The organism is Streptomyces aquilus (genome assembly GCF_003955715.1).
In the GTDB taxonomy this organism is placed as follows: domain Bacteria; phylum Actinomycetota; class Actinomycetes; order Streptomycetales; family Streptomycetaceae; genus Streptomyces; species Streptomyces aquilus.
In genome coordinates, this window is record NZ_CP034463.1 from 1,108,881 (window position 1) to 1,134,690 (window position 25,810).

Genomic DNA, 25,810 nt, shown 5'->3' on the forward strand with positions numbered 1-25,810 from the left:
GGTAGGAAGGGCCCCGGCGGCTGTCAACACCTCTGACAGCATCGAGAGTTCCTTGTCCCGGGGGATTGCCCGGCCCCTGCCCCGGTGCTAGCTTGCCGAACCGGTTCGACATGAAGATCCTCAGCACCAGTTGACCGCCGCATCCCACGCAGTCGAACCGGTTCGAGTCGCCGAACGCAAGGATTGAGGACGCAATCCATGGCATCCCCCGACAGACCCGCCCGGCGCCACACCCCGCCCGGCCCGCGCCGCGCCTCCGCCGCCGTCGCGCTGACCCTCGGCGCGGGCCTGCTGGCCGCGCCCGCCGTGCCCGCCCAGGCGGCCGAGAGCCCCCAGCCCACCGCCCGCTACACCTTCGACCAGGACGACCTCGCCTCCGGCCGCATCACCGACAGCTCCGGCAACGGCCTCACCGCGACGCTGGTGAACGGCTCCACCGCCCGGTCGGTGGACGGCACCGGCGGCGGCAAGGCCCTCTCCCTGCCCGGCGGAGCGCCCACCTCCGACGGCGCCTACGTCCGACTGCCCCGTGAAGTGGTCGGCGACGCGAACGACCTGACGGTCTCCACCCGGGTGAGGTGGAGCGGCGAGACATCGTCCTGGCAGCGCCTCTTCGACCTGGGCACCAACACCACCAAGTACCTGTTCAGCACCCCGTACAACGGCAACGGACTGTTCCAGACCTCCGTGACGACCGGCGGAGGCGGTGCGGAGACCCAGGTCCGCGGCTACGCGATGCTCCCGGCGGACGAGTGGCGGACGGTCACCGTCACCCTCGACACGACCGCGGGCCGGCTGACCACCTACCTCGACGGCGTCGCGGTCTCCTCCTCCGCGACCGGCATCAAGGCCAAGGACCTGCTGGACGGTTCGGCCACGGCGGCCGGCTACATCGGCAAGTCCTTCTACCCGGACCCGCTCCTCAAGGGCGCCATCGACGACTTCACGGTGTGGCACTCGGCGCTGAACGCCGACCAGGTGGCCGCCCTCGTCGATGCCGGCCCGACCGTCGGCGCGCTCGCGCAGACCTCCTTCGACGTCCGTACGACGACCGGGACCGCCCCGTCGCTCCCCGCCGCCGTCCGCGCCACGTTCTCCGACGGCTACGACCGCGACACGCCGATCGTGTGGGACGCCGTACCGTCCGAGAAGTACGCGCGGCCCGGCACCTTCACCGTGGCGGGCAAGGCGGTCGGGCGGAGCGTCGAGGCGAAGGTCACCGTGGTCCGCGAGGGAGCCCTCACCGTCGACCTCGGCTCGGACACGGGCGCCTTCCACGGCGGCGCCTCCGGCACCCTGTACGGCGTGTACGGACCGGACGTCCCGACGAACAACCTGATGGCGGGCATGGGCCTGCGCACCGTCTCCACCAAGGCGCAGGACGGCCCGCAGCACCCGGGGGCCGACGCGCTGGAGGTGGTGAAGCCGCTGGCCGACTCCACCGACGGCGACGTCTACATCTACATGACGGACATCCACCGCGGCTTCCCGTACGAGTGGCCCGGCGACACCCCGGCCGAGAAGCTCAAGCTCTACGAGGAGAAGCTCGCCAAGCAGGTCGACCAGGTGCTCCGACTGCCCGAGGAGTACCAGGACAACATCGTCTTCGTGCCGTTCAACGAGCCCGAGGGCAACATGTTCGGTACCGGACAGTGGAGTTACGACCAGGTCAGCTGGCTCAGCAAGCCTGACGCCTACTTCGCCGCATGGGACTCCGCGTACAAGCTCATCAAGGACAGGATGCCGGACGCCCGGATCGCCGGCCCCAACACCAGTGTCCTGTACGACCAGGTGAAGGGCTTCCTCACCCACACCCTGGCCGCCGGCACCCTCCCCGACGTCATCACCTGGCACGAGCTGAGCCACCCGGAGGCGGTCCGCGAGAGCGTCGCCAAGTACCGGGCGTGGGAGAAGGACCTGTTCAAGGGCACGGCCCGGGAGGGCACCCGACTCCCCGTCAACATCAACGAGTACGCCTTCAACTACCACACCTCGGTCCCGGGCCAGATGATCCAGTGGGTGTCCGCGATCGAGGAGTCCAAGGTCGACGCCGACATCGCGTACTGGAACATCGACGGCAACCTCTCCGACTCCGCCGTGCAGTCCAACCGCGGCAACGGCCAGTGGTGGCTGCTGAATTCGTACGCGTCGATGACCGGGCACACGGTGGCGGTGACCCCGCCGTTCCCCGGCGAGAACTACACGATGCAGGGCGTCGCCACCCTGGACGCGAAGAAGAAGCAGGCCCGGCTGCTCTTCGGCGGGTCCACCGGCAAGGGCCACATCACCTTCGACAACGTGCCGAGGAACGTCTTCGGCTCCCAAGTCCACGCGTGGGTACGGGAGATCGAGTGGAGCGGCCAGGTCGGCGACAACTCCGGCCCGAAGCTGCTCACCGAGACCAGCCTCAAGGCCGGTGACGCCGGCAAGGTGGTCGTGGACTTCGGTGACGGCGCGCTGCCGGCGCTGAAGGAGTCCTCGGCGTACGAGATCGTCCTCAGCCCGGCGGGCACGGCGAAGAGCACGCAGACCGCGCCGGTGCGCTGGCAGGGGTCCTACGAGGCGGAGGACGCCGCCCACACCGGGTCCGGTTACTCGAAGAACGGCCCGGAGGGGTCCCCGCGTGACGTGTCGAAGTTCTACACCTCCGGCGGCTACGACGTCGGCGGTCTGCGCACCGGCTCGGACGTCACGCTCGACTTCACCGTGGACGTCCCCGAGGACGGCACCTACGACCTGAGCGTCTTCGCCAACTCCCTCAACACCTACGACAAGGTGAAGGAGCAGGGCCCCACCAACGTGTTCCTGCGCGTGGACGGCAAGGCGGACGGCGAACAGGAACTCAACCTGCCGCTCGGCTACAAGTGGGTGGTCTGGGACCACACCGACACCCAGGTCCACCTCACCAAGGGCAGGCACACCCTGACGCTCGCCGCCAAGAGCCTCGACGGCAAGCGCGTCACGAAGGGCGACGCCATCGTCGACCGGCTCACCCTGACGCTGCCGCAGCCTTCCGCCGGCACGCGCGTGTACGAGGGTGAGCTGGCCTGGCTTGGCGGCGGGGCGCGCCCCGTGTACGACCTGCCGAAGCGCGCGGCCACGGGATCGGGCGCCGCCCGGCTGGCGAAGGGCCAGACCGCCACGTTCTGGGTCTACTCCCCCGCCGACCGCGAGGCCACCCTCAAGGTCGACACCCTCGACGGCACCGGCGCCCGGCTCTCCGTCAACGGCCACGACGTCCTGCGCCTGGCCAAGGACCGCGGCAGCGTCGCCGTCTCCCTCTCAGGCGGCATCAACAAGGTGACGCTGACCGGAAGTTCGAGCACCGTGCTGGTCGACCGCCTCTCGGTCACGCCCACCGAGGGCACCCTGCCGGTGACGACGTACGAGGCCAAGGACGCCGTCCTCGCGGGCTCGGCCACGCTGACCCCGCTGTCCCTGGCCACCGACGGCACGGCGATCACCGGGATCGGCGGCACCCCGGGCAACGCCAACACCGCGCGGTTCACCGTCTCCGCGGACCGGGCCGGCCTCTACGCCCTGCGGGTCCGCTACTCCAACCCCGAGCAGTCGGAGGCCACCCACTACAACCCGGACCCGCTCGCCCGCCATGCCGACATCAGCGTCAACGGCGCCGAGCCCCGGCGGGTCGGCTTCCCGCACAGCTTCCACCAGAACAACTTCTGGGAGCTGACCGTCCCGGTCCACCTGAAGAAGGGCGCCAACACCGTCACCTTCCGCTCCGAGGAACTGCCGAACTTCGACGGCACGACCTACGCCTCGGACACCTTCCCGGGCGTGCTGCTCCGCTCCCGGTACGCGCCCCTGATCGACCGGATCACGGTCGCGCCGTACGCGAGGGAGGTCCGGTGAGCTGATCGGCGCGGGCGCACCGCACCGGGCGTACGGCCGCAGCGGCCGCGACAGTCCCCGGTGCGGTGCGCCCGCGCTTCCGGCTACACCCCGGCCGTCGCGTAGAACTGCGCGCGCACGTGCCGCAGCCACGCCTCCACGGCCGCCTCGTCGGGCTGCTCGGGCAGGGCCGGGCGGCTCTCGGCGAACGCCGACTCGTAGTGCGCGAGCAGCGGGCGCGCGGCCGTCGGGTCGGCGGCGACCCGGTCGCCGAACTCGACGTACTCCTGTGGGTTGTCGAGGCGGATGGTGAGGTGGCCGGTGGTGTACAGCTCCAGGCCCTGGTGGCACAGCCGCTTGAGGTGCCGGGCGTGCTTGGCGGTACGGGCGTCGGCCTCGCGGCCCTCCAGCCGGCGGAACTGCTGGGTGGCGTACCCGAGATAGGCGTCCCGGACCCGCTTGGCGCTCAGGAACGCGGTGCGCAGGCCGATGAGTTCGTCACCGAGCGGAGTGCGCACCTCGTACAACTCCGGGGGCAGCCAGGCGAGTTCCATCGCGGTCGGGTTGCCGCCGAGGGCGAGTCTGCACCACTTGGCGGCCTCGTGCAGAGTCCTGTCCGGGGCGGTGCTGACGTGCGACTCCTTGGGCCGGTGCAGGCCGTGCAGGGCCTCGGTCGGCGCGGCGAACATGCCGAGGCGGTCCACGTCGGAGCCCGCGTGGGCGAGGCCGTAGGCGGTGGAACCGACGATGCCGGACAGCAGTACGTTCGGGACGGGCATGGTCGGTCACCTCTCCTCGGGGCAGGGTCGTGTGGCCTCATTGTGGTGACCTGCGAGGATGCGGTCATCAGATTTTTTGGGGCAGGGGATCCGAGGGGAGTCGGCACGGTGCTGGTCGGGGTGGGGAAGGCTTGGCGGCGGACCGCTTGTGCGGCCGTGCTGGTGAGCGTGCTGGCAGGCTGCTCCGGGGCCGCGGAGAAGGACGCCGAGCCGTCCGCGAGCCCTTCGGCGAGCGCCTCCGAGAAGGTCGAGAGCGCCGGCACGATCGGCGGGACCGGCTCCGCCTGTCTGCTGCCGGTCGGCTTCGACCTCGCCGCCGAGTGGAAGGCGGAGGCCATCGACGGCTCGACGGCGGACCCCGCCGGTACGGCTCCCGTCGACGAGGACATGGCGTCCGTGTTGCGCCAGGGGCCGGTCACGCTGGTGTGCGAGATCGACGCCAAGCCCGCCGGGCACCTCGGCTTCCTCCGGGTCTTCACCGGGGAGGCCGGCCCGCAGGACGGCGACGCCCGGGCCGTACTGGAGGCCTTCGTCACCGCCCAGGACGGGGCGGACAAGGCGAAGTACAGCACCTTCGAGACGGGCGGCCTCGCCGGTGCGGCGGTCGAGTACCTCGCCACCAGCGAGCTGCTGGACGAGACGAAGCAGGAGAGCGCCTTCGCCGTCGTCACCCCGGACGGCCCGGTCGTCGTCCACCTCGGCGGCGCGGACACCGGGGAGCACCAGGACATGCTCCCGGCGTTCGAGCTGGCGAGGAAGACGCTGCACACCGTCTGAACCGCGGGCCCGGCGCGCTGAACGCACGCGTCCCTCGAAATTCATATCGGGACAAGGTGCAACCTTTTCCCCAACCCGGTTGTCTCATCAGATATCAGACACATGAATCCCGGGGGACATCATGCGACACAGCAGAACGACATGGGCCACCGTCGCACTCATGGGTGCGGCACTCGCCGTGGCCACGGTGCCCGCACAGGCCACCACCACCTGCCCCACCGGCTGGGGCAGCCTCGACAAGAGCCGCTCGGTCGGCACCACCGACTCGGTGACGAACGCCAGGACCGGCCGCCACACCTGCTACGACCGGCTCGTCGTCGACATACCCGGCGCCGACAAGGCCGACCTCGGCTATTCCGTCCGGTACGTCAGCCAGGTCCACCAGGACGGTTCCGGCCGCGTCGTCCCGGTGACGGGCGGAGCGGTCCTGGAAGTGCGGGTGACGGCACCCGCGTACGACATCGACACCGGCTCCCCCACCTATCCCGCCCGCACGGGCCGCCCGCTCCCCGGCGTGGACCTCGCCGGGTACCGCACCTTCCGGGACGCCCGCTTCGTCGGCAGTTTCGAAGGGGACACGCAGTTCGGCCTCGGCGTTCGCGCCCGACTGCCGTTCCGGGTCCAGCGCGTCGACGACCGGATCGTGGTGGACGTCGCCCATACCTGGAGGTGAACCGCCGACTCCTACGCTCCCGTGTAGAAGGCGATCGTCGCCGCGGTCGTGGACTCGACCGTCTCGGCGTCCGCGCCCGACGCGGTGTACGCCGCGCCCCAGGCGTTGCCGGAGACGGTCGCGCATTCCTTGCCCTCGTCGGAGAGCTGCCAGGCCACCGACTCCTCCTGGGTCATGGCGCCCCCGGCGAGGTGCAGGCCGAGCCCGAGGGACATCAGATCCCAGCCGACGCCGGTGGCGCCCGGGCCGTACCGACCCCAGAACTCGTCCGGTACGACGGCCACGTGCTCCAGCACGAACACCGTCCGACCGTCACCCTCGGAGGTCAGCCTCACCTCGACCTCGCTGAAACCCGGGTCGGGCCCGAACAGCCAGCTCACCCGCAGCCGCTCCGGCTCCACGCACTCCAGGATCTCGCCGCCCGCCTGGCCCTCCAGCTGGTAATGGCCGCCGACCTTGAAGTCCCCGCTGACCGGCAGGAACCAGCGGCTGATCCGCTCGGGGGACGTGACCGCGTCCCAGACGTCGGCGATGTCGGCGTCGTAGGTGCGCCGCAGCAGGACGGTGCGGGCGTCGCCCGCGTCGACCTTGCGGGTGCCGACCTCCCGGTGCAGCCGCTTGATCTCCTCGACGAAGTCAGTCATCTCCGCTCGTTTCCTCTCTCGCTCTGCGCTCACGCCTGCCGCGCGCGAGCTCCGTTCCCAGCGCGTCGAGGCGCTGCTCCCAGAACCCCCGGAACCGGTCCAGCCAGGCGTCCACCTCCCGGAGGGGCTCGGCCTGGACGGCGTACAGCCGTCGCGTTCCCTCGGCCCGCACGGACGCGAATCCGCTCTCCCGCAGCACTCGCAGATGCTGTGAGACGGCCGGCTGGGAGATCCCGAACTCGCTCCGGATCACCGCGCTGACCTCGCCCGACGTCTGCTCACCCGCGGCGAGCAGCTCCAATATCCGGCGCCTGACCGGATCTCCCAGTACGTCGAAGGCGTGCACGATCCCGACTATGCCACGAGCTACTTATATAAGGCAAGACTTAAACAAGCGGGCCGGGGTCGCCCGCCCCGGCCCGCTCACCTGCTCAGACGTGCGGACGCCGCCCCCGTTCCTGGTGCGGGAACGTCTGGTCCGCCCCGGGGAGGGTCGGCTTCGGCAGGGTCGCTACCTCCTCCTTCGCCTTGGCCAGCTGCTCCGCCGTGTCCTCGGGCAGCCGGGGCGGGCGCGGCCGGGCGGCCGGGAAGCGGAAGGCGGAGGTGAGGTCACCGAAGGTGCTACGCCGCCAGTCGCTGATGTTCGGCTCCTCGACGCCCGTGAAGCGCTCCAGGAAGCGCAGTGCGGAGGTGTGGTCGAAGGCCTCCGAGGCCACCCAGCCACCCGCGGTCCCTCCGGCGGGGTGGGCGGCGGCACATGGTCGAACAGGCCGTCGTTCTCGAAGGTGCCCTCGGGCTGCGGGCGTAGGTCGTCCAGCGGTACGGCGTCGGCGCGACATTGCTGAGGATCGGCCCGCCCCGGGTACCGGCGGGGTCGATGGTGCCGGTCATCCACATCAGGCGGTTGGGCCAGGTGGGGCCGAAGACCGAGCAGAAGTAGTGGTCGCAGACGGTGAAGGTCTCGGCGAGGGCGAACTGGAAGGGAATGTCCTCGCGGGTGTAATAGCCCAGAGCAGGAGGTAGCCCTTGGGGTTCTCGGTGTCCGGCTGGTAGAAGACGGAGCGCCCGGAGTCGAGCCGGAGCGCGTGCGGGTCGGCGAAGCCGCGAACGCCGGCGAGGGTGCCGAAGTAGTGGCCCCTTCTTGAGGGAGAGAACCAGCGGCCGGTCCCGATGTCGGAACCGGTCCGCCGATCACTCTCCGTCCGGGGCGGGGCAGGGCGTCAGGGGCGGGTGATGAACATGCGGACAACGTGCGGGAAGGGGTTGGCCAAGCCGTGACCCGCAACAGCCGGGCGTTGCCCGCGCTTTGAGGTCGCCCGACCACGCCTTGGGACGGTCATGACGGGTGGGCTCAGTCGTCGGCCTCGCGGCGCAGGTACCAGATCGTGGCGGCGACCGCCGCCAGCCACACCCCCGCCACCGCGACCGGTCCGCCGATCAGGTCGCCGTACTTGTAGGACGGGAGCGCCAGGACCACGGCGAACCAGGTGACCAGGCCCCATCCGGCGAGCGAGCGCGGCAGTTCGCGGCGGGCCCGGAACACGACGACGACGCCCGCGCCGATGCCGTAGAGCCCGGCGGCGAGCAGGGCGAGGGCGAGCGCGGTGTCGAACGCCGGGTCGTCCCCTGGCCCCCAGACCTCGTGCGCGGTCAGCACCGTGAAGGCGCCCACCAGCACCGCGCCCGTCCCCCACACCCGGCGCCACAGGGCCCGTCGGCGGCGACGGATCTCCTGGTCCGTCAGCCCCTCGGACCGGCGGCGCTCGGCGCGCTCCCGGGAGCGCCGCGCTTCTCGAACGCGCGCCCTGCGCCTGCGGATCTCACGCCGCCGGCGCCGCTCGGCCGTGTCGCCCCATGGTCCGGGCATCAGCAGACTCCCCCCGTCGTCCTCTAGGGAGGAGCCCTTCGGCCGGCCGCTGATTCAGGCCGGGACGCTCACGAAGCGGTCCAGCGTGCGGGTCAGTTCCTCCGGTTTCTCGACCGGGAGTTCGTGACCCGCGTCGATGATGCGGACCTCGGCGTCCGGATACGCCTTCGCCATCCGCAGCATCTGCCGTACCGGCAGCTGGATGTCGTGGTAGCCGTGGACCATCAGAGTGGGGACGCGGATCTCGCCGACCCGGTCCAGGACGTCGAAGGCGCGCATGGCGCCGTACAGCGTCATGACGACCTCGCGCGGGGTGTTCGCCGAGGCCTTGACGTACGCGCGGATCTCGTCACGCGGATAGCCGGGGGCGAAGGCGCGCTGGATGTTGGCGGCGACGAACAGCTTGAAGGGGACCAGCGTCGAGACGCCCATCAGCAGGCCCCTGCCCCGGCTGTAGGTCATGCGGCCGATCGAGTTGACCAGCACCAGGCGCTCGACCCGCTCGGGGTGGGCCAGCGTGATGGTCTGCGCGATCATGCCGCCCATGGAGTGGCCGACGAGGACGCAGCGCTCGACGGCGAGGTGGTCGAGGAGGGCGAGGACGTCGTCGGCCAGCTCCGCGATCGTGCGCACTCCGGCCCCGCTGCTCTCGCCGTGGCCGCGCAGATCCAGCCGTATCACCCGGCGCTTCTGCGCGAAGTGCGCGAGCTGGTGGTCCCAGCGGTGCCGGTCGGCCGTCCAGCCGTGCACGAACACCAGGGGCACGCCCTGGGCGTCGCGGGGGCCCTCGTCGTCGTACGTCAACGCTGCGCCGTCGACTTCGAGCTGCGGCATGGCGGCCTCCCTGCGATCCCGTGGGTTACTGACCGGTACGGTAGCCGCCCGCCGGGCCGTCGTCACCGTGCCGTGGGCCACTGCGTCTCCCCCGGGTCCGCCCATGGCTCGGCGCCCGGCCGGGAGTGCCGTGCCGGGCGCCGGGGTGAACCGGGTCAGCCGCCGTTCAGCCGCGCACGCAGGAGTCCCTTGCCGATCTCCGCGCCCTTGCGGCTGTCCGCCTGGGCCTTGCGGAAGAGGTCGGCGACCTCGGTGTCCTTGTCGCGTTCGGCGTCCTGGATGTACGACTCCAGGCGCAGCGCGTTGCTGAGGCACGCCTCGACGTACCAGATGAGGTTGTAGTCCTTGTCCGGCGTTCCGGTCACGCCGCCGGTCTCCGTGCTGCTGGTCATGAGTGCCTCCTCCAGCGGTTGTCGTTCCGGGACCGGCCGGGTACCCGTTCCGCGCGCCTCAATCGGCTTCCGAGCGGGTCTGTCAGCCGACGTCCCACAGGAACCGGTGCGTGTGGATGCCGAAGTAGGGGAACGAGCGGACCTCGCGGACCCCCTCGACGGCGCGTACGACGTCGTTGACGAAGTCCAGCAGGTCCCGCGGCCCCGGGGCGACGACCTCGACGAACAGGTCGAAGCCACCGGAGGTGAGCACCGAGTAGACGACCTCGGCACGGCCGGCGAGTTCGTCGGCGACGGCACGGGGGTCGCCGTCCACGCCGATGCCGAGCAGGGCCATGGCCTGTCCGCCCATGGCCATCGGATCCGTGACCCCGACGACCTGGACGGCCTTGGAGTCCAGCAGACGTTGCAGCCGCTGGCGGGCGGCGGACGCCGAGAGCCCGACCTTGGGGCCGAGGTCGGCGTAGGCGATACGGCCGTCGCTCTGCAGTTCGCGCAGGATGGCCCGGTCGATCTCGTCCATGCCGTCAGCCCGCCAGCTCGGCGAGGGCGGCGGCGAACACCTCGGTGTGGGTGTCGACGTCGCGCTCGGTGGTGTCGGGGCACATCAACGCCATGTTGTGGAAGGGCGTCAGGAGGATGCCGCGGTTGGCGAGGTGGAGGTGGAGGAAGTCCTCGAGCTCCTCGTCGCCGGCCGCCGCGGACTCGGTGCCGGTGCGGGGCGCGGGGGCGGCGAACCGGTACTCGGTGCGGGCGCCGAGTCTGCTCACCGACCAGGGCAGGGCGTGGGCTTCGATGCCCGCGCGGACGCCCGCCTCGAAGCGTTCGGACAGCTTCGTCATGTGGGCGAACGCGTCGTCGGTGAGGACGTGTTCGAGGGTGGCGCGCATCGCGGCGACCGAGAGGGCGTTCCCGGCCAGGGTGCCGCCGACGCCGCCCATGTCGACGAGGTCGAGGTCGGCGCGGCCCAGCAGCCGGTCGGCGAGTTCGGCGGACAGGCCGTAGGCGCCGGCGGGGATGCCGCCGCCGATCGCCTTGCCGACCGTGAGGAGGTCGGGCTCCAGGTCCCAGGCGGCCGTGCAGCCGCCGGGTCCGGCGGACAGGGTGTGCGTCTCGTCGTTGATGAGCAGCGTGCCGTGACGGCGGGTCAGCTCCCGCACGCCCGCCAGGTATCCGGGCTCCGGCAGGACGATGCCGATGTTGGTGAGGGCTGGCTCCATGAGGACGGCGGCCACGTCGCCGTGGGCGAGTTCGCGCTCCAGCTGCTCCAGGTCGTTGAACTCGGCGACCCGGCTGGTGAGCGTGACGTCGCACGGTGCGCCCACGTTGCCGGGGCGGGCCGTGCCTTCGCCGTCGGGTCCGACGACGATGAGGGACTCGTCGACGCTGCCGTGGTAGCTGTAGCTGTTCACGAGGATCTTCGGGCGGCCGGTGACGGCCCGGGCCAGCCGGATCGCCCACCGGTTGGCGTCCGTCGCGGTGAGCGAGAAGCTCCAGCGGGCCAGCCCGAAGCGGCGGGTCAGCTCGGCGCCGACCCATTCGGCGTCCTCGGTGGGCAGCATCGCCGTCGCCCCGCCGAGTTCGGCGAACCGGCGCTGGACGGCTTCGGCCACCGGGGCGGGCGAGTGTCCGGCCATGGCACCGGTGTCGCCGAGGCAGAAGTCGACGTACTCATGGCCGTCGATGTCGGTGACCCGGGCGCCCCGGGCGCTGTCCAGATAGCGGGGGAAGGGCCCGGCCGTCTTGTTCATCCAGGTCATCGGGACCCGCCCGAAGAGATGGCCGGCGCGCGCGTAGGCCTCCCGGGAGCGCGGGCAGCGCCGCTCGGACTCCGCCCTCTCGCGGGCCAGGAGGTGCTGAAGGCGGCTGCGGTCCATGGCTACCCCGGGCGGTGAGTGTCGGCTGATCGACGGCAGCATACGGCGGAAAACGCACCGACCTCAAGAGTTGAGAACCGATTCGATCGTCGGCACGATCGATTCGAGCGTCGTCGCGTGCGCGCACCCGGAAACGACTACAGGGGCGCGACCGGTCCCCCGTTCCGGTCGTGCCCCTGCGGCTCGATGAACTTACGTGAATGACGGCGCGGTTGTGAATCGCGTTCATGCCAGATGGGCCACCCCAGGCACTCACCTGTGCACAGGTGAGTCCGAATAGCGCACTTTCTTACGAACGTCGGCGCTCGGCTATCCGGGGAGCCGGGGGGACGGGACGTCGCCGGTCGCGAGATGGGCGAGGACCACCTCGTACAGGTCGCTGCCGCCCGCGAGAAGCTGACGCTGCAACACGGGTTCCGCGCTGCGCACGTGTTCGCGCACGGTCTGCGCGTGCACGCCGAGCGCCTGCGCGGTCCGTTCGGAGTTCCCGCCGGCGGCGATCCAGGTGCGCAGGGTGCGGCGCAGGTCGCGGGCGTCGGGGGCGAGGCGTCCGACCAGATCGTGCGCCCAGGTGCGCAGCGCGGGTCCGGACAGCACCTCCCCCAGCCCGGCGGCCGCCGCTCGCTGCGCCGCGGGGACGGCGGGCGCCAGCTCCAGGCCCACCTGGGTGTTCAGCGCCAGATGGACGACGGCCCGGGCGGCGAGGTCGGAGAAGGACACGCCGAGCAGACCCTCGACCCGCTCCATCCGGGCGCGCACGGTGTTGCGGCTGACGCCGAGGACCTTGGCCGCGTTCACCGCGGTGAACTCCAGGCCGAGCCGGGTGGTGGCGAGGAGTTCGGCCCGGGTGTGGTGCGCCAGCGCGTCGAGGGGGCGCAGCAGGTGGGCCGCCCACCCGTGCAGGAGCTCGGGGTCCATCAGGCGCTCGGGGTGGGTGCGTTCGGCGTAGACCGCCGCGTGGTCCGGCCGGAAGCGGGCCACCGCCAGGGCGCTGACGGCCTGTCCGTAGGCGGTGGCGGTGCGGGCGAGGCTCTGCCGTGCGCTGCCGCCGAGGAAGGCGTCGGGGCGCCGGTCGATCACGGTCCGCAGCTCACGGGCGGCGACCTCGCCGGGGGTGACGACGATGACGTGCTGGTCCATCGCCGGGCAGCCCACGACGAGGGCCTGCTCGGCGGTCACGTGGAGGCACTCCTCCAGCAGCCGGTCGCGTTCCTCGACGGTGCTCTCGACGACGTAGACGCAGGCCGAGTCGGTGTCGAGCAGCCCCGGCCACAGCCCGGCGGCCACCCGGCGGGCCGAGACGATGTCCTCCACCATGAGCAGCTGAAGGATCGCCAGCCGCAGGTCGGCCGTGGCGCGTCGCAGCCGGTGTCCCGCGGCGGTGGACTCGCGGGCCCTGAGCAGGAGTTCGAGGACCTGGGCGGTGTGCGTCACCATGTCGGCGGCCCGCCGGTCGAAGGGGACGTCACGGGAGACCGCCAGCACACCCGCCGCCGCCGAGCGCGGCCGGCCCACCCTGACCAGGCGCTGGTGACGTCCGTCGTCCTCCCAGGCGGCGGAGGCGATCCGGCCCGTGACGAGGTCGGCGACCAGGGTCTCGTCGAGCGGCATCGGGGTGCCGGCGAGGAGGTTCCCGGTGTCGTCCTGGAGCACGACCGTTCCCCGCACGCCGTCCGCGAGCCAGTCCACCACCCGCCGGACGTCCCGCCCGGCGGGCCGCAGCTGCTCCAGCAGTTCCTGAGCCCACGACACCTCGGCGTGCGCCCTCCGCACGCCGTTCTCACTGCCCGCCACGTCGCCCTTCTCCTCGTCCCTCGCGTCGACCTCGCCCTGCCGGTCACGGGACCGTACCTCAGACCCGGGCCAGGGTCTCCCCGTCCGGCTTGACGGTACGAGGGGCCGAACGCCGGTGCGAGGGACCGAACCCGGCGACGCTGCGCCGCCACCGTCCTCGTGCGCGGTCGACGCCCTCGTACGGCATAAGCTCGGCAGATGGCGAAGTACTTCGACGTGCACCCCGACAACCCGCAGCCGCGCACCGTCTCCCAGGTCGCGGACAGCATCCGGGCCGGGGCACTCATCGCGTATCCGACGGACTCCTGTTACGCGCTCGGCTGCAAGCTGGGCAGCCGGGACGGCATCGAGCGGATCCGCACGATCCGCCGGCTGGACGACCGGCACCACTTCACCCTCGTGTGCCAGGACTTCGCCCAGCTGGGCCAGTTCGTACGGGTGGACAACGACGTGTTCCGGGCCATCAAGGCCTCGACGCCGGGCAGTTACACCTTCATCCTGCCGGCGACCCGGGAGGTGCCGCGCATGCTCCAGCACCCGAAGAAGAAGACGGTCGGCGTCCGCATCCCCGACCATGTGGTCACCCAGGCCCTGCTCGCCGAGCTCGGCGAGCCGCTGCTGTCCAGCACCCTGCTGCTGCCGGACGAGGACGAGCCGATGACCCAGGGCTGGGAGATCAAGGACCGCCTCGACCATGTGCTGGACGCGGTGGTCGACTCGGGCGAGTGCGGCACCGAGCCGACGACCGTCATCGACTTCTCCGGCGGCGAGGCGGAGATCGTACGGCGGGGAGCGGGCGACACCTCACGGTTCGAGTGAGGAGAGCGCGGGGCGAGGGGGGCCTCGCACGCCACTTGCATGGTGCGTGAAACGATATTCACGGTCCGACCCCGCCGGACCGGCGAGCTGCTCGCCGTCACATGCACAGAGAGGCACCCCCCATGACCTCCGTACAGGGAACCGCCGTGGACGTCCCCACCGCGGACGGCGTCGCCGACGCCTATCTGGCCCACCCCGAGGACGGGCTTCCCCGTCCCGGCGTCCTGCTCTACCAGGACGCCTTCGGACTGCGCCCGCACCTGAGGTCGATGGCCGACCGGCTCGCCGGCGAGGGGTACACGGTCCTGGTGCCCAACGTCTTCTACCGGCACGGCCGTTCACCCGTCTTCGACCTGCCGGAGTTCATCGACACCGACGCGCGTCCCGACCTGTGGAACGCGATCGGCCCGGTCATGCAGTCCCTCACTCCCGAGCTCGCGATGCGGGACGCCGGCGCGTATCTGGACTGGCTGGCCGGGAGCCCGTTCGTGGCGGACGGCCCGGTGGCGCTGACCGGCTACTGCATGGGCGCCCGGCTCGTGCTGCTGACCGCGGGCACCTACCCGGACCGGGTGGCGGCCGCGGCAGGGTTCCACGGCGGCCGTCTCGCCACCGACGCCCCGGACAGCCCGCACCTGGTCGCGAAGCACGTCACCGCCGAGTTGTACTTCGGGCACGCCGACGAGGACGCCTCGATGCCGCCGGAGCAGATCCGGCTCCTGGAGGACACCCTGACCGCGGCGGGCGTACGGCACCGCAGCGAGGTCTACCCGGGCGCGCACCACGGGTACACGCAGGCCGACACCTCGGCGTACCACCGCGAGGGTGCCGAGCGGCACTGGGCGGCGCTGCTGGACCTGCTGAAGCGGACGTTCTGAGGCACTCCGGGGCGCCCCACAGGCGCCCCACCCCTCAACCGTCCCCAACGGGCGATTCCGTCGACTTCATTGACATGCCCGCGTCGCAGCGCAACCCTGAGAGCGCTCTCAGAACAGGTACGGACCAATCCCGTCCCTCCCCTATTCCCCCCACGGAGGTGGAGAGTGCTCGGACGACTCAGGCATCGACTCCTCGCCGCAGCAGGATCGGCCGCTCTGCTCGGCACGCTGCTCACGCTCGGCTCGCCGTCCACGGCAAGTGGTGCGGTACCCGCCACGATCCCGCTCAAGGTGACGAACAACTCCGGCCGCGGAGACGCGGTCTACGTCTACAACCTCGGCACCAACCTGGCCACGGGCCAGCAGGGTTGGGCGGACGCGGCCGGCACGTTCCACGCCTGGCCCGCGGGCGGCAACCCGCCGACCCCCGCACCGGACGCGTCGATAGCCGGCCCGGCGGCGGGCCAGTCGAAGACGATCCGCATCCCCAAGTTCTCCGGCCGCATCTACTTCTCGTACGGCCAGAAGCTGGACTTCCGCCTCACCACCGGCGGCCTCGTGCAGCCGGCGGTGCAGAACCCGAGCGACCCGAACCGCAACATCCTGTTCAACTGGTCGGAGTACACGCTCAACGACTCGGGGCTGTGGCTCAACAGCACCCAGGTCGACATGTTCTCCGCCCCGTACGCGGTCGGCGTCCAGCGCGCCGACGGCAGCACGGTCAGCACCGGACGTCTCAAGTCCGGTGGCTACAACGCCGTCGTCAGCGCCCTGCGCGCCCAGTCGGGCGGTTGGGGCGGCCTGGTCCAGACCCGCGCCGACGGCACGGTGCTGCGTGCCCTGTCCCCCGCCTACGGTCTGGAGACCGGAGCGCTGCCCGCCTCCGTCCTCGACGACTACATCAACCGGGTCTGGCAGAAGTACGCCACCTCGACCCTCACGGTGACCCCCTTCTCCGACCAGCCGAACACGAAGTACTACGGCCGGGTCTCCGGCGGCGTCATGAACTTCACCAACGCGTCCGGCGCGGTCGTCACCAGCTTCCAGAAGCCGGACGCGAGCAGCGTCTTCGGCTGCCACAAGCTCCTCGACGCCCCGAACGACGCCGTCCGCGGCCCGATCTCCCGCACCCTGTGCGCGGGCTTCAACCGCTCGACCCTGCTCACCAACCCCAACCAGCCGGACACCTCGTCCGCGGGCTTCTACCAGGACCCGGTGACCAACCACTACGCCCGGGTCATCCACAGCCAAATGGCGGACGGCAAGGCGTACGCGTTCGCCTTCGACGACGTCGGGCAGCACGAGTCCCTGGTGCACGACGGCAACCCGCTCCAGGCCTATCTGACCCTGGACCCGTTGAGCTGAGCCCGGTGGAATGACCGGGCCGGTGCGTGCCGTTGAGACGCACATGACGAACGATCACCGCACCATCACCAACCCGCCCGCCCTCCACGACCCGACACCGTTCGGCTACAGCCACGCGGTGTCGGCGTCCGGCGAAGTCGTCTTCATCGGCGGGCAGTACGCCTCCGACGCCACCGGCGCTCCGGTGGCGGGCGACTTCGCGGCTCAGGTGGAGCTGGCGTTCGACCGGCTGCGGGCTGCGCTGGAGGGGGTGGGGCTGGGATACGAGCATGTGGTCCGGCTCGGGACCTTCATCGTCGACCACGACCTCGACAAGCTCCAGACCCTCGGCAAGGCGCTGCACGCGCGGTTCGGTGACCGGCTGCCGGCCCAGACACTGAGCGGCGTGGCCTCGCTGGCCTTGCCGGGGATGCTGTTCGAGGTGGATGCGGTGGCGGTGCGGCCGTAGAGCTGCCGCCGAGCGGGTGAAGGCGCACAGTGGAGGGGTGAACGCGAACGACAGGAACATTCTGGACCGGGGCCGCGTGGCCACCCGGTTGCCGGCGCGGGATCTGGACCGGGCGCGGCGGTTCTACTCCGAGGTGCTCGGTCTGGAGCCGGTCGACGAGCGGCCCGGCGGGCTGCTGTACCGGTGCGGTGGGACGGAGTTCGCCGTGTTCAGCTCGACGGGGGCCGCCCCCGGCACGTTCACCCAGATGGGCTGGGAGGTCGACGACCTCGACACGGTCGTCGCACAACTCCGGGCACGGGGAGTGACGTTCGAGGAGGTCGACGTGCCGGGTCTGCGGACGAAGGACGGGATCGCCGACGTCGACGGTAACTACCCGAGCAAGGGCGCCCGAGGGGAACGCGCCGCGTGGTTCCGGGACAGCGAGGGCAATCTGCTGGGCATCGGGGAACCGGTGGTGTGAGCGCGGCCTCAGTCGGGGCGCCGCAGGAATTCACAGGCCCCGCGCAGCCTCGTCCGGAGGGTGCGCTGCGTGCGTCCGCTGTCCAGGCGGACGTCCAGCGCGCCGGGGATGTTGACGTCGGCGCGTCGTCCGGCGGGCAGCCGCGCCGCGTCCAGTCCGTCGCGCGCGGCGATCAGGACGCCGAGCTCGTGGCGGCTGACGGCGTCAGGGCCGCCCAGGTGGCACACGCCCGTGTGGTCGGTGGCCGCCAGCTCCAACAGCGCGGCCGCGAGGTCGGCGACATGGACGGGGCAACGGATGACATCGGTGAACAGCACGCCCTCGCGCCGCCCCTCGGCCAGCTCGTGGACGAAGTCCTCGTGCGGCGAGCCTCCGTCGCCGACGATGAGTGAGGTGCGGGCGATGACCGTGTCGGGGGCGAGGAGCCGGATCGCCGTCTCGGCGGCGGCCTTCGCGGCGCCGTACGGTGTGACCGGATCCGGCGTGGCGGACTCGTGGTAGCGGACGTCGGAGCCGGAGAACACAGCGTCACTCGACACGTGCACCAACCGGGAGCCGCACGCTCCCACCGCCATCGCCAGCCGGATCGCACCGTCCGCCGTCACGCCCCAGTCACCCTTGCGATAAGCCGCGTTGACGACGACATCCGGCCGCACCGCCCCGACCACCGCCTCGATCTCACCGGCCCGCCGCAGATCCAGCGGCAGCCAGTGCACCCCGGGCAGGCTCCCCGCACGGCTCGCGAAGGTCGCCGTCACGGCATGTCCGTCGGCCGTCGCCTGCCGAGCCACCTCGCACCCCAGGAAGCCACTGCCGCCGACGATCAGGATCCTCATGATCGCCCACGTTAGGGCCGCACCGCACCTCACACCCCACCGACCCGGAAAATGACGACGCCCGCCCATCGGCCGCTCGACAGAATGCCGCCATGACCACGGAATTCACCGGCGTGATCGAGTGCAGGCCCCTGGCCCGCATCTGGGGCGTGGAGGACGAGGACGCGGTGTGGCAGGCCGCGATCGACCTCGATCTCCTCAACACCGGCAATGCCTACGACGCCCTCGCCTGCCTCTTCGGCGTCCGCAACTCCTTCGGGTTCCGGCCGCTCGCCGAGGGACGCGGCCTGCCCGAGGACGCCTCCGAGGGACTGCGGAAGAGGCTCGCCGGCTGGGGCGGGCCGGCTTCCGCCTGGGGAACGACCTGGATCACCTGGGCCGAGTTGCGGGCCGCCGACTGGGACGAGACCGATAGATCGGGCGGGAAAAGCCGCCGTGCCGTCGCCGGCGCCACCACCCACTGGGGGCCGGTGTGGGACGTGATGCGGGCCCTCGGCCGGGTGCACGGGGCGGAGCATGTGCGGCTCGTGGTCTGGTTCGACTGAGTTCTCGACCTGGCTTGCTGCGGCGAGAGTTGCTCATGGCTCAATACCGCCCCCCGCGTGACCGAAGTGAATACGTGATAGTCCAGAGTTAAATGGTTACTACCGGTAATGCTTGCTTTATGTGGGTCTTACGGCGTAGACCTTGCCCCACCACTAGCGGTGGCTCTGGGGGGAGTTGGCGTATGGAAGGCACCGTCGACGGATTTCGCTACGGCGCGGTGACGCCGGTCGCGGCGTATGTGATGGCGTGTCTGGGTGGGGCTCTGGGGCTGCGCTGCATCGTGCGGTCGCTGCTCAACACCGACTCGTGGAAGCCCGGTTGGCTGGCGCTCGGTGCCGCCTCGATCGGGTGTGGCATCTGGACGATGCACTTCATCGCGATGATCGGCTTCCAGGTCGAGGAGACCCGGATCCGCTACGACACGGGCCTCACCCTGCTCAGCCTCGCCGTGGCGATCGTCGTGGTCGGCGTCGGCGTGTTCATCGTCGGCTATCGCGGCGCCGGCACCGCCAACCTGGCCTTCGCGGGCATCGTCACCGGGCTCGGCGTCGCGGCCATGCACTACCTGGGCATGTACGCCATGCGCCTCAACGGCGCCATCAACTATGCCGCGTTCACCGTCGCCCTCTCCATCCTGATCGCGATCGTCGCCGCCACCGCGGCCCTCTGGGCCGCCGTCACCATCCGGGGTTTCCTGACGAGCCTCGGAGCCAGTCTCGTCATGGGCGTGGCCGTCTCGGGCATGCACTACACGGCGATGGCCGCCGTCAGCGTCCATGTGCACGGCACGACGGGCGGTTCCTGGGCCGGCGCCTCCGCGTCCTCGCTGCTGCTGCCGATGCTGGTGGGGCCGGTCATCTTCCTCGTGCTGGCCGGTGTGGTCGTGATGTTCGACCCGCTGCTGGTGCTGGGCGACGGCGACTGGAACCGCGCCACCGCCCGCCGGGAGCCCGCCGCACCGCCCGCCGAAGAGGCACCCGCGCCGACGCACAGCTCGCTCTTCGAGACCCCCGCCGGCCCCTCACGGGCACGCCAGCACCCGTACGACACCCCGCAGCGCGCCGGCGAGTGGTGACGCCGGCCCCAACAGCAGCCGCCACCGCGCCCGTTCACCGGCACGAGGACTCCCCGCCGACCGGCCTCCCCTAGATCGTTGTTACGGTTCACCGGTGTCTGACTCCTCACGCGATACCGCCGAGGGCGCCGGCTGGGGTGCCGCGGAACGCGGCGCCTACGAGCGCCTGATGCCGACCCAGGTCGAGAAGATCTCGTGGCTCGACCCCAGGATGCTGTGGGCGGCCCGCAACGGCGTACTGGCCTCCTGGTTCGGCGACCCCACGGGCCGCACCCGCAGCCGCTGGGTCGCCCGGCGCGCCGCCGCCGGCGCCCCCGCGGACAAGGTGATCCGGCGTGACGACCCGGACCGCTTCTCCTTCATGGTCATCGGCGACACCGGCGAGGGAGACGCTCCCCAGTACGCCGTCGTACCGGGCTTCTTGAGGGTCGGTCAGGACACCAGTTTCACGGTCCTCGCGAGTGACGTCATCTATCCCGTCGGCAGCGCCGACGACTACGGCACCAAGTTCTTCCGCCCGTACCAGGACTACCGCGCGCCCATCTACGCGATACCCGGCAACCACGACTGGTACGAGGACCTCGGTGGGTTCATGCGCGTCTTCTGCGACGACGCCACGCCGCTCACCCCCGAACCCGCCCCGCGCCCCCTGACCCGCGCCTGGCTGCGCTCCCTGCTCTGGCACCGCCCAAGCCACAGCGACGGTCAACGCCTCGACGAGGTACGGAGGTTGCGGTCCGCCCCGGACCAACAGGCCGTCCAGCCGGGCCCGTACTGGGCGATCGACGCCGGCCCGCTGCGGATCATAGGCATCGACACCGGGCTGCTCGGCACCCTCGACGCCGAACAGGGCGCCTGGCTGCGCGAGGTGTCCCAGGGACCGCGCCCGAAGATCCTGGTCACCGGCTCGCCCCTGTACGTGGACGGCGAGCACCACCCCTGCCCCATCGACGGCGGCGGCACGGTCGACGACCTCGTCCGCGACCCGGCGCACCACTACGTCGCGGCGATAGGCGGCGACATCCACAACTACCAGCGCTACCCGGTCGACGTGGACGGCCGCACCATCCAGTACGTCGTCTCGGGCGGCGGCGGTGCCTTCATGCACGCCACCCACACCATCCCCCGGGTCGACATCGCGGGCGTCACCGAGGACACCTTCCGCTGCTATCCCCTGCGCGGCGACTCCCTGGCCTTCTACAGCAGGCTCTACGGCCGCCGGCTGCGGCTGCGCCGCTTCTTCACCCTCACCGACGCGGAGGCGGCGGCCGTCGTCGCCGAGCGACTGCGGATCCGGCCGGGCCGCGCCCCGGGACCCGAGGTCCGCATCACCCGGCGCACCCGGCTGGTCGCCGGGTTGCTGGGCACCGGCCGCCGCCCCGACAAGGCCAAGCGCTTCCGGCTCCCCGTGCGCAAGATCTACACCCAGCTCTTCTCGCCGAGCTCGGCCACCTACAGCCCGCCGTTCTTCAAGTGCTTCCTGCGCCTGGACGTCACCCCGGACTCCGTCACGCTGCGCTGCCACGCCGCGACCGGGAACCTCGCCCAGGAGCTGGACCCGCCGGTCGAGGACGAGGTCACCATCGCCCTGACCTGACGGGAACATCACGGGACGAGCCCGAGTTGGCACAGTCGTACGACGTTGATCCATGACCCGTGGAGGGGCCCGTGCCGCCCACCTCTCGTCCCCTGCGCAAGCTGGGCTTCCTCACCATCGGACTGTTCGACGAGGCCGACCCTCGCCGCGGTCACGAGTCCACCCTGGAGATCATCGAGCTGGGCGAACGGCTCGGGTTCGACAGCGCCTGGCTGCGCCACCGGCACCTCCAGTACGGCATCTCGTCCCCGGTCGCCGTCCTCGCCGCCGCCTCGCAGCGCACCCGCCGCATCGAGCTGGGCACCGCGGTCATCCCGCTCGGCTGGGAGAACCCGCTGCGGCTGGCCGAGGACCTGGCGACGGTGGACCTGCTGTCCGGGGGCCGGGTCAACCCCGGGGTGAGCGTGGGGCCGCCGATGCACTACGACCAGGTCAAGGACGCCCTCTACCCGGACACGGCGGACGCCGAGGACTTCTCCTACGAGCGCGTCCGGCGGCTGCTGGACTTCGTGCGCGGCAAGTCCGCGACCGACTTCAGCGGCGTGGAGGGCTTCGAGGTGTTCTCGGACCGGGTGCAGCCGCAGTCCCCCGGCCTCGGCAGCCGTCTCTGGTACGGCGGCGGCAGCCTCGGCTCGGCGCGCTGGGCCGGTGAGCACGGTATGAACTTCCTCACCAGCAGCGTCGTCAAGGCCGAACACCCCGAGGAGACCACGGACTTCGCCGAGATCCAGCTGTCCCACATCCGCGCCTTCCGGGCCGCCCACCCCGACGGCGACGCCGCCCGGGTCTCCCAGGGGCTCGTCGTCATCCCCACCGACTCGGCCTCACCCGCGCAGCGCGCGAAGTACGAGGAGTTCGCCGCCAAGCGCACGCCTCGCACCGCGTCACCGCAGGGCCCGGCCCGGCTGATGTTCGCGCCGGACATCGTCGGCACCTCGGCGGAGATCGCCGAGCGGCTGCACGCGCACGCCGCGTTCCGGGAGATCGACGAGGTCGCGTTCGCGCTGCCGTTCACCTTCGAGCACGAGGACTACGTCCAGATCCTCACCGACATGGCGACGCACCTGGGCCCGGCGCTCGGCTGGCAGCCGGCCGGCTGACTCACCACCGCCCCACCTCGGTCCCGACGATCGGCTCCGACGGCCTTCCGTCCACGCCCACCGGCACATCCCCGGCCAGCATCACCCGGTGCATGGTCCGGGGAAGGCCGAGGTGGGCGTTGTCGCTCGGCGCCAGGTGGATGGTGGCCCGGTTGTCCCAGAACGCCACACTGCCGGGCTCCCAGCGGAAGCGGACCGTGTACTCGGGCCGTACCGCCTGCTCCAGCAGCATGTCCAGCAGGGCCCGGCTCTCCGCCCGGGAGACGTCGGCGAGCTGTTCGACGTAGTAGCCGTTGACGTACAGGATCCGCTCCCCCGTCTCCGGGTGGACGCGGACCAGCGGATGCAGCGTGGCGACCTGGTGGTCCAGGAGGTGGCGGACGTAGGCGTCGTCGCCGGGGCGGGGCTGGTAGCCGACGCCGAGCCGGTGCTCGGCGCGCAGGCCGTCCACGAACTCCCGCACGGGCGCGGAGAGTCCGGCGTAGGCGGCGGCCAGGTTGGACCAGGTGGTGTCGCCGCCGTAGGGCGGGACGGTCTCGGCGCGCAGGATCGTCGCGGCCGGCGGGTCGATGCGGGCGCCGTGGTCGCAGTGCCAGCCGCGCAGCAGCGTGTGCCGGCGGCGTTGCAGCCACTCGTCGTGCTCCATGCCGAACTTCCCGCCCAGCTCCAGCCGGTCGGCGGTCGTCTCGACCTCGGGGAAGTCGGGCGGCGAGGCGCTGCCCCGCTTGCGCAGCACGACCGGCGCGCCGAACCGCCGGGCGAACGCCACATGCCCCGCGTGATCCAGCTTCTGGTCCCGGAAGAACACCACCTTCCACCGCAGTACGGCCGCACGGATGGCGGCGACCACGGTGTCGTCGAGCTCTCCGGCCAGGTCGACGCCCGTGATCTCCGCGCCGATGTGCCCGGCGACCGGTTTCACCTCGATCCCGGGCGCCGCCTCCGCCGCCGTCGGGTCCCTGTCCGCATTCGTCGTCATGGCGAAGATCGTGTCAGCGATCACCGGCCCTGGCGACAGCGCCTGCCGAGGATCTCCTCGACCAGGTCGGTCACGGACCGCCCGGTCGTGTCGAGCCGGCACAGCCCGGCCGCGTCGACGGACTCCCGCACCAGCTCCTGGAAGCGCCTCGCACGCGCGAGGAACCGGTCCACGAGCCGGCGCTCCTCCTCCGTCGCCTCCGCGTACCGCGCCGACGCGTGCATCCGCTCGGCCAGCGCCTCCTCGTCCGCGGTGAGCCAGACGGCCTCGGTGTGCGGGGCGCCGAGCGCGGCGACCCGGCTGGGCCACAGCGCGGAGCCTTCGAGCACCAGGCCCGGTCCCTCACCCTCGGCATGCTCGGTGACGATCTCCTCGATGCGCGGCCACAGCCGGGCGTAGTGGTCGAGCACCGAGTCGATCAGCTCGTCGACGCCGAGGGTGCCGTAGTGCTCGGCGACGTGCGGCGGCACCTCCCGGTCCGGTGTCCGCCAGGGCCGGCCGGGATGGCGGGCCAGCAGATCCGTCGGGCGGTACGTGAAGCCGAGCCGCTCGGCGGCGGCCCGGGCCACGGTCGACTTGCCGGTGTGGGAGGTCCCTCCGATGAGCAGTACGCGCATCTCATCGACCCTAGAGGACCTCACACGGTGAACTCCCGTATCACCGTGTTCCGGAACACCGCCGTCCCGTCGATCGTGAACAGCGCGAGCCCGGTGTCGACCAGATACGGGAAGGCCTCCGACGAGTGCACGTACCGCCCGTCGTCCACGAACATCTCGACGGACGTCCGGTCGACCAGGATGCGCAGCTTGACCGTGCGGGCGGAGCGGTCGAAGGGGCTGTGGCTCTCCTGCCACCTGCCGGAGGTGTCGGGGTTGACGGTGTTGCGGCGGTTGAGGAACGCGTAGTCACCGTAGACACCGGCGTCGATGTGCCGGCCCCCGTCGGCGGAGCGGCGCAGCTGGAGGCCCGCGCCGGTCAGCGACTCCCAGGTCACCTCGGTGGTCACCTCGTAGGAGATGCCCCGGTAGTCGAGGAGGCGGGTGCCGGACACCGGGAGGTCGCCGAGGTCGATCGTGCGCGAGACGTGGTCGTCCAGGGCGGCGATCGGGCGCGAGGCCAGGTGGTAGGTGCCGGAGGCGGCGCGCTTCAGGGTGATCTCGCGGACGATCGAGTCCGTTCCGTTGAAGCCGTCGCAGTCGATGGTGGGGGTCGTGTTGGCGTAGTCCCAGTTGTTGAGCCAGCCGATCGCGTAGCGGGCGCGTGCGTCGAGGGTGCCGTTCGCGCCCCGCTTCTCGAAGGTGACGGCCCCGTACCAGTCCCAGCCGTGGTCGAGCCACTGCGGGTCGTTCGCGTCGGGGGTGAAGGTCGTGCCGTCGAAGGACCCGGTCCAGTAGGCGTAGGTGTTGGGCAGCCCGGCCCCCTTGCCGTTGGCGCTGACGCCCAGCACCCACTTCACGGTGCCGTCCGAGGCCGTGATGCGGAACAGGTCGGGGCACTCCAGGACGCCGATGCCGTCCTTGACGAACCCGCCCGCGTACGTCCAGGACTTGAGGTCCGCCGAGTGGTAGAAGCCGACCTTGGTGTTCTCGGCGAGGGCCATCACCCAGCGGCCGCGTTCCTCGTCGCGGATCACCTTGGGGTCGCGGAAGTCGCGTACCCCGGGGTTGGGGAGCACCGGGGCGGTGCCGTGGTCGCGGAAGGTGCGGCCGCCGTCGGTGGAGTAGTACAGGAACTGCTCCTGGTGGTCGGTGCCGCCGCCGGGCGACATCGTGACCAGGACGACCACCGCGCCGGCGCCGAAGCCCGCGGTGTTGTCGGTGTCGACGACCGCCGAGCCGGACCAGACGTCACCGTTGACGGTGGTGTCCTTCGGGACGGCGATCCCCCGGTCGGTGAAGGAGACCAGGTCCCTGCTGGTGGCCAGCCGCCAGGCGGTGCCCGCCTCGGTGCCGGCGGTGAGGTAGTCCGGGTTGTAGAGGTAGTAGTAGTGGTACTCGCCGTTGATCCACACCGGCCGCTGGGGGTCGTTCTTCCACTGGTCGGGGACCGTGAAGTGGTAGGCGGCGCGATAACTGGCGCAGGTCCCGGCCGCCTTGGGCTTCGCCGCGGCCGGTGCCGCCGGCAGCAGCGCACCGGCCGCGCCGGCCGCCGATCCCGCGAAGAGCGCTCTTCTGGAAAGGCTGGAAAGTCTCATGGCCACAGGACTGTGCGGCCT

25 protein-coding genes and 1 pseudogene are annotated in these 25,810 nt (G+C 71.3%); 12 read left to right on the forward strand and 14 right to left on the reverse strand.

Annotated elements, in window-relative coordinates; translation table 11 throughout:
• The first annotated feature begins 198 nt into the window (after positions 1-198).
• Complete coding sequence (locus EJC51_RS05240; RefSeq protein WP_126269932.1) at positions 199-3,873, forward strand: LamG-like jellyroll fold domain-containing protein; 3,675 nt, start codon at positions 199-201, stop codon at positions 3,871-3,873.
• Between the two features lie 83 nt (positions 3,874-3,956).
• Here EJC51_RS05240 and EJC51_RS05245 read toward each other — a convergent pair whose 3' ends face one another.
• Positions 3,957-4,631, reverse strand: a complete 675-nt coding sequence (locus tag EJC51_RS05245) for a nucleotidyltransferase domain-containing protein (protein ID WP_126269933.1) — start codon at positions 4,629-4,631, stop codon at positions 3,957-3,959.
• A gap of 108 nt (positions 4,632-4,739) precedes the next feature.
• Here EJC51_RS05245 and EJC51_RS05250 point away from each other — a divergent pair, with 108 nt between their 5' ends.
• Positions 4,740-5,408: a lipoprotein gene (locus tag EJC51_RS05250; protein ID WP_126269934.1), complete on the forward strand. Its 669-nt coding sequence runs from the start codon at positions 4,740-4,742 to the stop codon at positions 5,406-5,408.
• A 121-nt stretch (positions 5,409-5,529) separates the two neighbouring features.
• Complete coding sequence (locus tag EJC51_RS05255) at positions 5,530-6,081, forward strand: AMIN-like domain-containing (lipo)protein (RefSeq protein WP_425276780.1); 552 nt, start codon at positions 5,530-5,532, stop codon at positions 6,079-6,081.
• 11 nt (positions 6,082-6,092) lie between these two features.
• Here the strand turns inward: EJC51_RS05255 and EJC51_RS05260 are convergent, their stop codons facing one another.
• The 9 genes and pseudogenes from EJC51_RS05260 to EJC51_RS05300 all read right to left on the reverse strand — a co-directional run bounded on the left by EJC51_RS05260 (position 6,093) and on the right by EJC51_RS05300 (position 13,489).
• On the reverse strand, positions 6,093-6,725 hold the full coding sequence (locus tag EJC51_RS05260) for an SRPBCC family protein (RefSeq protein ID WP_126269936.1): 633 nt from the start codon (positions 6,723-6,725) through the stop codon (positions 6,093-6,095).
• Positions 6,718-7,071, reverse strand: coding sequence for an ArsR/SmtB family transcription factor (locus EJC51_RS05265; RefSeq protein WP_126269937.1), 354 nt, complete (start codon positions 7,069-7,071; stop codon positions 6,718-6,720). Before EJC51_RS05265 ends, EJC51_RS05260 begins: the two co-directional genes overlap by 8 nt.
• A gap of 85 nt (positions 7,072-7,156) precedes the next feature.
• Positions 7,157-7,858 (reverse strand): annotated as a pseudogene (locus EJC51_RS05270) (alkaline phosphatase family protein); the annotation flags it as partial.
• Positions 7,859-8,076: 218 nt separating this feature from the next.
• Positions 8,077-8,592 carry a hypothetical protein gene (locus EJC51_RS05275; protein WP_126269938.1) on the reverse strand — a complete coding sequence of 172 codons (516 nt, stop codon included), beginning with the start codon at positions 8,590-8,592 and terminating at the stop codon, positions 8,077-8,079.
• A gap of 54 nt (positions 8,593-8,646) precedes the next feature.
• On the reverse strand, positions 8,647-9,426 hold the full coding sequence (locus EJC51_RS05280) for an alpha/beta fold hydrolase (RefSeq protein ID WP_126269939.1): 780 nt from the start codon (positions 9,424-9,426) through the stop codon (positions 8,647-8,649).
• A gap of 155 nt (positions 9,427-9,581) precedes the next feature.
• Complete coding sequence (locus EJC51_RS05285; RefSeq protein WP_126269940.1) at positions 9,582-9,818, reverse strand: hypothetical protein; 237 nt, start codon at positions 9,816-9,818, stop codon at positions 9,582-9,584.
• A gap of 82 nt (positions 9,819-9,900) precedes the next feature.
• Entirely contained in the window at positions 9,901-10,341 is a 441-nt protein-coding gene (locus EJC51_RS05290) for an Lrp/AsnC family transcriptional regulator (protein ID WP_126269941.1), read from the reverse strand.
• A 4-nt stretch (positions 10,342-10,345) separates the two neighbouring features.
• On the reverse strand, positions 10,346-11,695 hold the full coding sequence (locus tag EJC51_RS05295; RefSeq protein ID WP_126269942.1) for a transaminase: 1,350 nt from the start codon (positions 11,693-11,695) through the stop codon (positions 10,346-10,348).
• 309 nt (positions 11,696-12,004) lie between these two features.
• Positions 12,005-13,489, reverse strand: coding sequence for a helix-turn-helix domain-containing protein (locus EJC51_RS05300; protein ID WP_126269943.1), 1,485 nt, complete (start codon positions 13,487-13,489; stop codon positions 12,005-12,007).
• A gap of 198 nt (positions 13,490-13,687) precedes the next feature.
• Between EJC51_RS05300 and EJC51_RS05305 the strand changes: the two genes are divergently transcribed.
• From EJC51_RS05305 to EJC51_RS05325, 5 genes are all read left to right on the forward strand, one after another.
• Positions 13,688-14,308: an L-threonylcarbamoyladenylate synthase gene (locus EJC51_RS05305; RefSeq protein ID WP_166682829.1), complete on the forward strand. Its 621-nt coding sequence runs from the start codon at positions 13,688-13,690 to the stop codon at positions 14,306-14,308.
• Between the two features lie 122 nt (positions 14,309-14,430).
• Positions 14,431-15,186, forward strand: coding sequence for a dienelactone hydrolase family protein (locus tag EJC51_RS05310; RefSeq protein ID WP_126269944.1), 756 nt, complete (start codon positions 14,431-14,433; stop codon positions 15,184-15,186).
• Between the two features lie 165 nt (positions 15,187-15,351).
• Positions 15,352-16,551, forward strand: a complete 1,200-nt coding sequence (locus EJC51_RS05315) for a glycoside hydrolase family 64 protein (RefSeq protein ID WP_126269945.1) — start codon at positions 15,352-15,354, stop codon at positions 16,549-16,551.
• Positions 16,552-16,594: 43 nt separating this feature from the next.
• Positions 16,595-16,999, forward strand: a complete 405-nt coding sequence (locus tag EJC51_RS05320) for a RidA family protein (protein WP_126269946.1) — start codon at positions 16,595-16,597, stop codon at positions 16,997-16,999.
• A gap of 37 nt (positions 17,000-17,036) precedes the next feature.
• Positions 17,037-17,462, forward strand: a complete 426-nt coding sequence (locus EJC51_RS05325; RefSeq protein WP_126269947.1) for a VOC family protein — start codon at positions 17,037-17,039, stop codon at positions 17,460-17,462.
• An 8-nt stretch (positions 17,463-17,470) separates the two neighbouring features.
• Here EJC51_RS05325 and EJC51_RS05330 read toward each other — a convergent pair whose 3' ends face one another.
• A complete protein-coding gene (locus tag EJC51_RS05330) occupies positions 17,471-18,298 on the reverse strand; it encodes an SDR family oxidoreductase (RefSeq protein WP_126269948.1) in 828 nt (275 codons plus the stop codon).
• Between the two features lie 92 nt (positions 18,299-18,390).
• Between EJC51_RS05330 and EJC51_RS05335 the strand changes: the two genes are divergently transcribed.
• From EJC51_RS05335 to EJC51_RS05350, 4 genes are all read left to right on the forward strand, one after another.
• A complete protein-coding gene (locus EJC51_RS05335; RefSeq protein ID WP_126269949.1) occupies positions 18,391-18,843 on the forward strand; it encodes a hypothetical protein in 453 nt (150 codons plus the stop codon).
• Between the two features lie 182 nt (positions 18,844-19,025).
• Positions 19,026-19,919, forward strand: a complete 894-nt coding sequence (locus EJC51_RS05340) for an MHYT domain-containing protein (RefSeq protein ID WP_126269950.1) — start codon at positions 19,026-19,028, stop codon at positions 19,917-19,919.
• A gap of 94 nt (positions 19,920-20,013) precedes the next feature.
• Positions 20,014-21,516 (forward strand): metallophosphoesterase family protein, encoded by a 1,503-nt coding sequence (locus tag EJC51_RS05345; RefSeq protein WP_126269951.1) that lies wholly within the window; start codon positions 20,014-20,016, stop codon positions 21,514-21,516.
• Between the two features lie 71 nt (positions 21,517-21,587).
• A complete protein-coding gene (locus tag EJC51_RS05350) occupies positions 21,588-22,616 on the forward strand; it encodes an LLM class flavin-dependent oxidoreductase (RefSeq protein ID WP_126269952.1) in 1,029 nt (342 codons plus the stop codon).
• Position 22,617: 1 nt separating this feature from the next.
• On the opposite strand, the gene EJC51_RS05355 is transcribed toward EJC51_RS05350, so the two are convergent.
• From EJC51_RS05355 to EJC51_RS05365, 3 genes are read right to left on the reverse strand one after another with little or no spacing between them, the layout of a single operon-like run.
• Positions 22,618-23,595, reverse strand: coding sequence for a TauD/TfdA dioxygenase family protein (locus EJC51_RS05355; protein WP_126269953.1), 978 nt, complete (start codon positions 23,593-23,595; stop codon positions 22,618-22,620).
• Between the two features lie 20 nt (positions 23,596-23,615).
• Positions 23,616-24,212 carry an AAA family ATPase gene (locus EJC51_RS05360; RefSeq protein WP_126269954.1) on the reverse strand — a complete coding sequence of 199 codons (597 nt, stop codon included), beginning with the start codon at positions 24,210-24,212 and terminating at the stop codon, positions 23,616-23,618.
• Between the two features lie 20 nt (positions 24,213-24,232).
• A complete protein-coding gene (locus EJC51_RS05365; protein WP_126269955.1) occupies positions 24,233-25,789 on the reverse strand; it encodes a glycoside hydrolase family 32 protein in 1,557 nt (518 codons plus the stop codon).
• Positions 25,790-25,810 lie beyond the last annotated feature (21 nt).

Excerpts from the sequence above, each read along its gene's own strand:
- EJC51_RS05240 (WP_126269932.1), top strand. The coding sequence starts at position 199 with ATGGCATCCCCCGACAGACCCGCCCGGCGCCACACCCCGCCCGGCCCG.
- EJC51_RS05245 (WP_126269933.1), bottom strand. The coding sequence starts at position 4,631 with ATGCCCGTCCCGAACGTACTGCTGTCCGGCATCGTCGGTTCCACCGCC.
- EJC51_RS05255 (WP_425276780.1), top strand. The coding sequence starts at position 5,530 with ATGCGACACAGCAGAACGACATGGGCCACCGTCGCACTCATGGGTGCG.
- EJC51_RS05260 (WP_126269936.1), bottom strand. The coding sequence starts at position 6,725 with ATGACTGACTTCGTCGAGGAGATCAAGCGGCTGCACCGGGAGGTCGGC.
- EJC51_RS05275 (WP_126269938.1), bottom strand. The coding sequence starts at position 8,592 with ATGCCCGGACCATGGGGCGACACGGCCGAGCGGCGCCGGCGGCGTGAG.
- EJC51_RS05280 (WP_126269939.1), bottom strand. The coding sequence starts at position 9,426 with ATGCCGCAGCTCGAAGTCGACGGCGCAGCGTTGACGTACGACGACGAG.
- EJC51_RS05285 (WP_126269940.1), bottom strand. The coding sequence starts at position 9,818 with ATGACCAGCAGCACGGAGACCGGCGGCGTGACCGGAACGCCGGACAAG.
- EJC51_RS05290 (WP_126269941.1), bottom strand. The coding sequence starts at position 10,341 with ATGGACGAGATCGACCGGGCCATCCTGCGCGAACTGCAGAGCGACGGC.
- EJC51_RS05295 (WP_126269942.1), bottom strand. The coding sequence starts at position 11,695 with ATGGACCGCAGCCGCCTTCAGCACCTCCTGGCCCGCGAGAGGGCGGAG.
- EJC51_RS05305 (WP_166682829.1), top strand. The coding sequence starts at position 13,688 with ATGGCGAAGTACTTCGACGTGCACCCCGACAACCCGCAGCCGCGCACC.
- EJC51_RS05310 (WP_126269944.1), top strand. The coding sequence starts at position 14,431 with ATGACCTCCGTACAGGGAACCGCCGTGGACGTCCCCACCGCGGACGGC.
- EJC51_RS05320 (WP_126269946.1), top strand. The coding sequence starts at position 16,595 with ATGACGAACGATCACCGCACCATCACCAACCCGCCCGCCCTCCACGAC.
- EJC51_RS05330 (WP_126269948.1), bottom strand. The coding sequence starts at position 18,298 with ATGAGGATCCTGATCGTCGGCGGCAGTGGCTTCCTGGGGTGCGAGGTG.
- EJC51_RS05335 (WP_126269949.1), top strand. The coding sequence starts at position 18,391 with ATGACCACGGAATTCACCGGCGTGATCGAGTGCAGGCCCCTGGCCCGC.
- EJC51_RS05340 (WP_126269950.1), top strand. The coding sequence starts at position 19,026 with ATGGAAGGCACCGTCGACGGATTTCGCTACGGCGCGGTGACGCCGGTC.
- EJC51_RS05355 (WP_126269953.1), bottom strand. The coding sequence starts at position 23,595 with ATGACGACGAATGCGGACAGGGACCCGACGGCGGCGGAGGCGGCGCCC.
- EJC51_RS05360 (WP_126269954.1), bottom strand. The coding sequence starts at position 24,212 with ATGCGCGTACTGCTCATCGGAGGGACCTCCCACACCGGCAAGTCGACC.
- EJC51_RS05365 (WP_126269955.1), bottom strand. The coding sequence starts at position 25,789 with ATGAGACTTTCCAGCCTTTCCAGAAGAGCGCTCTTCGCGGGATCGGCG.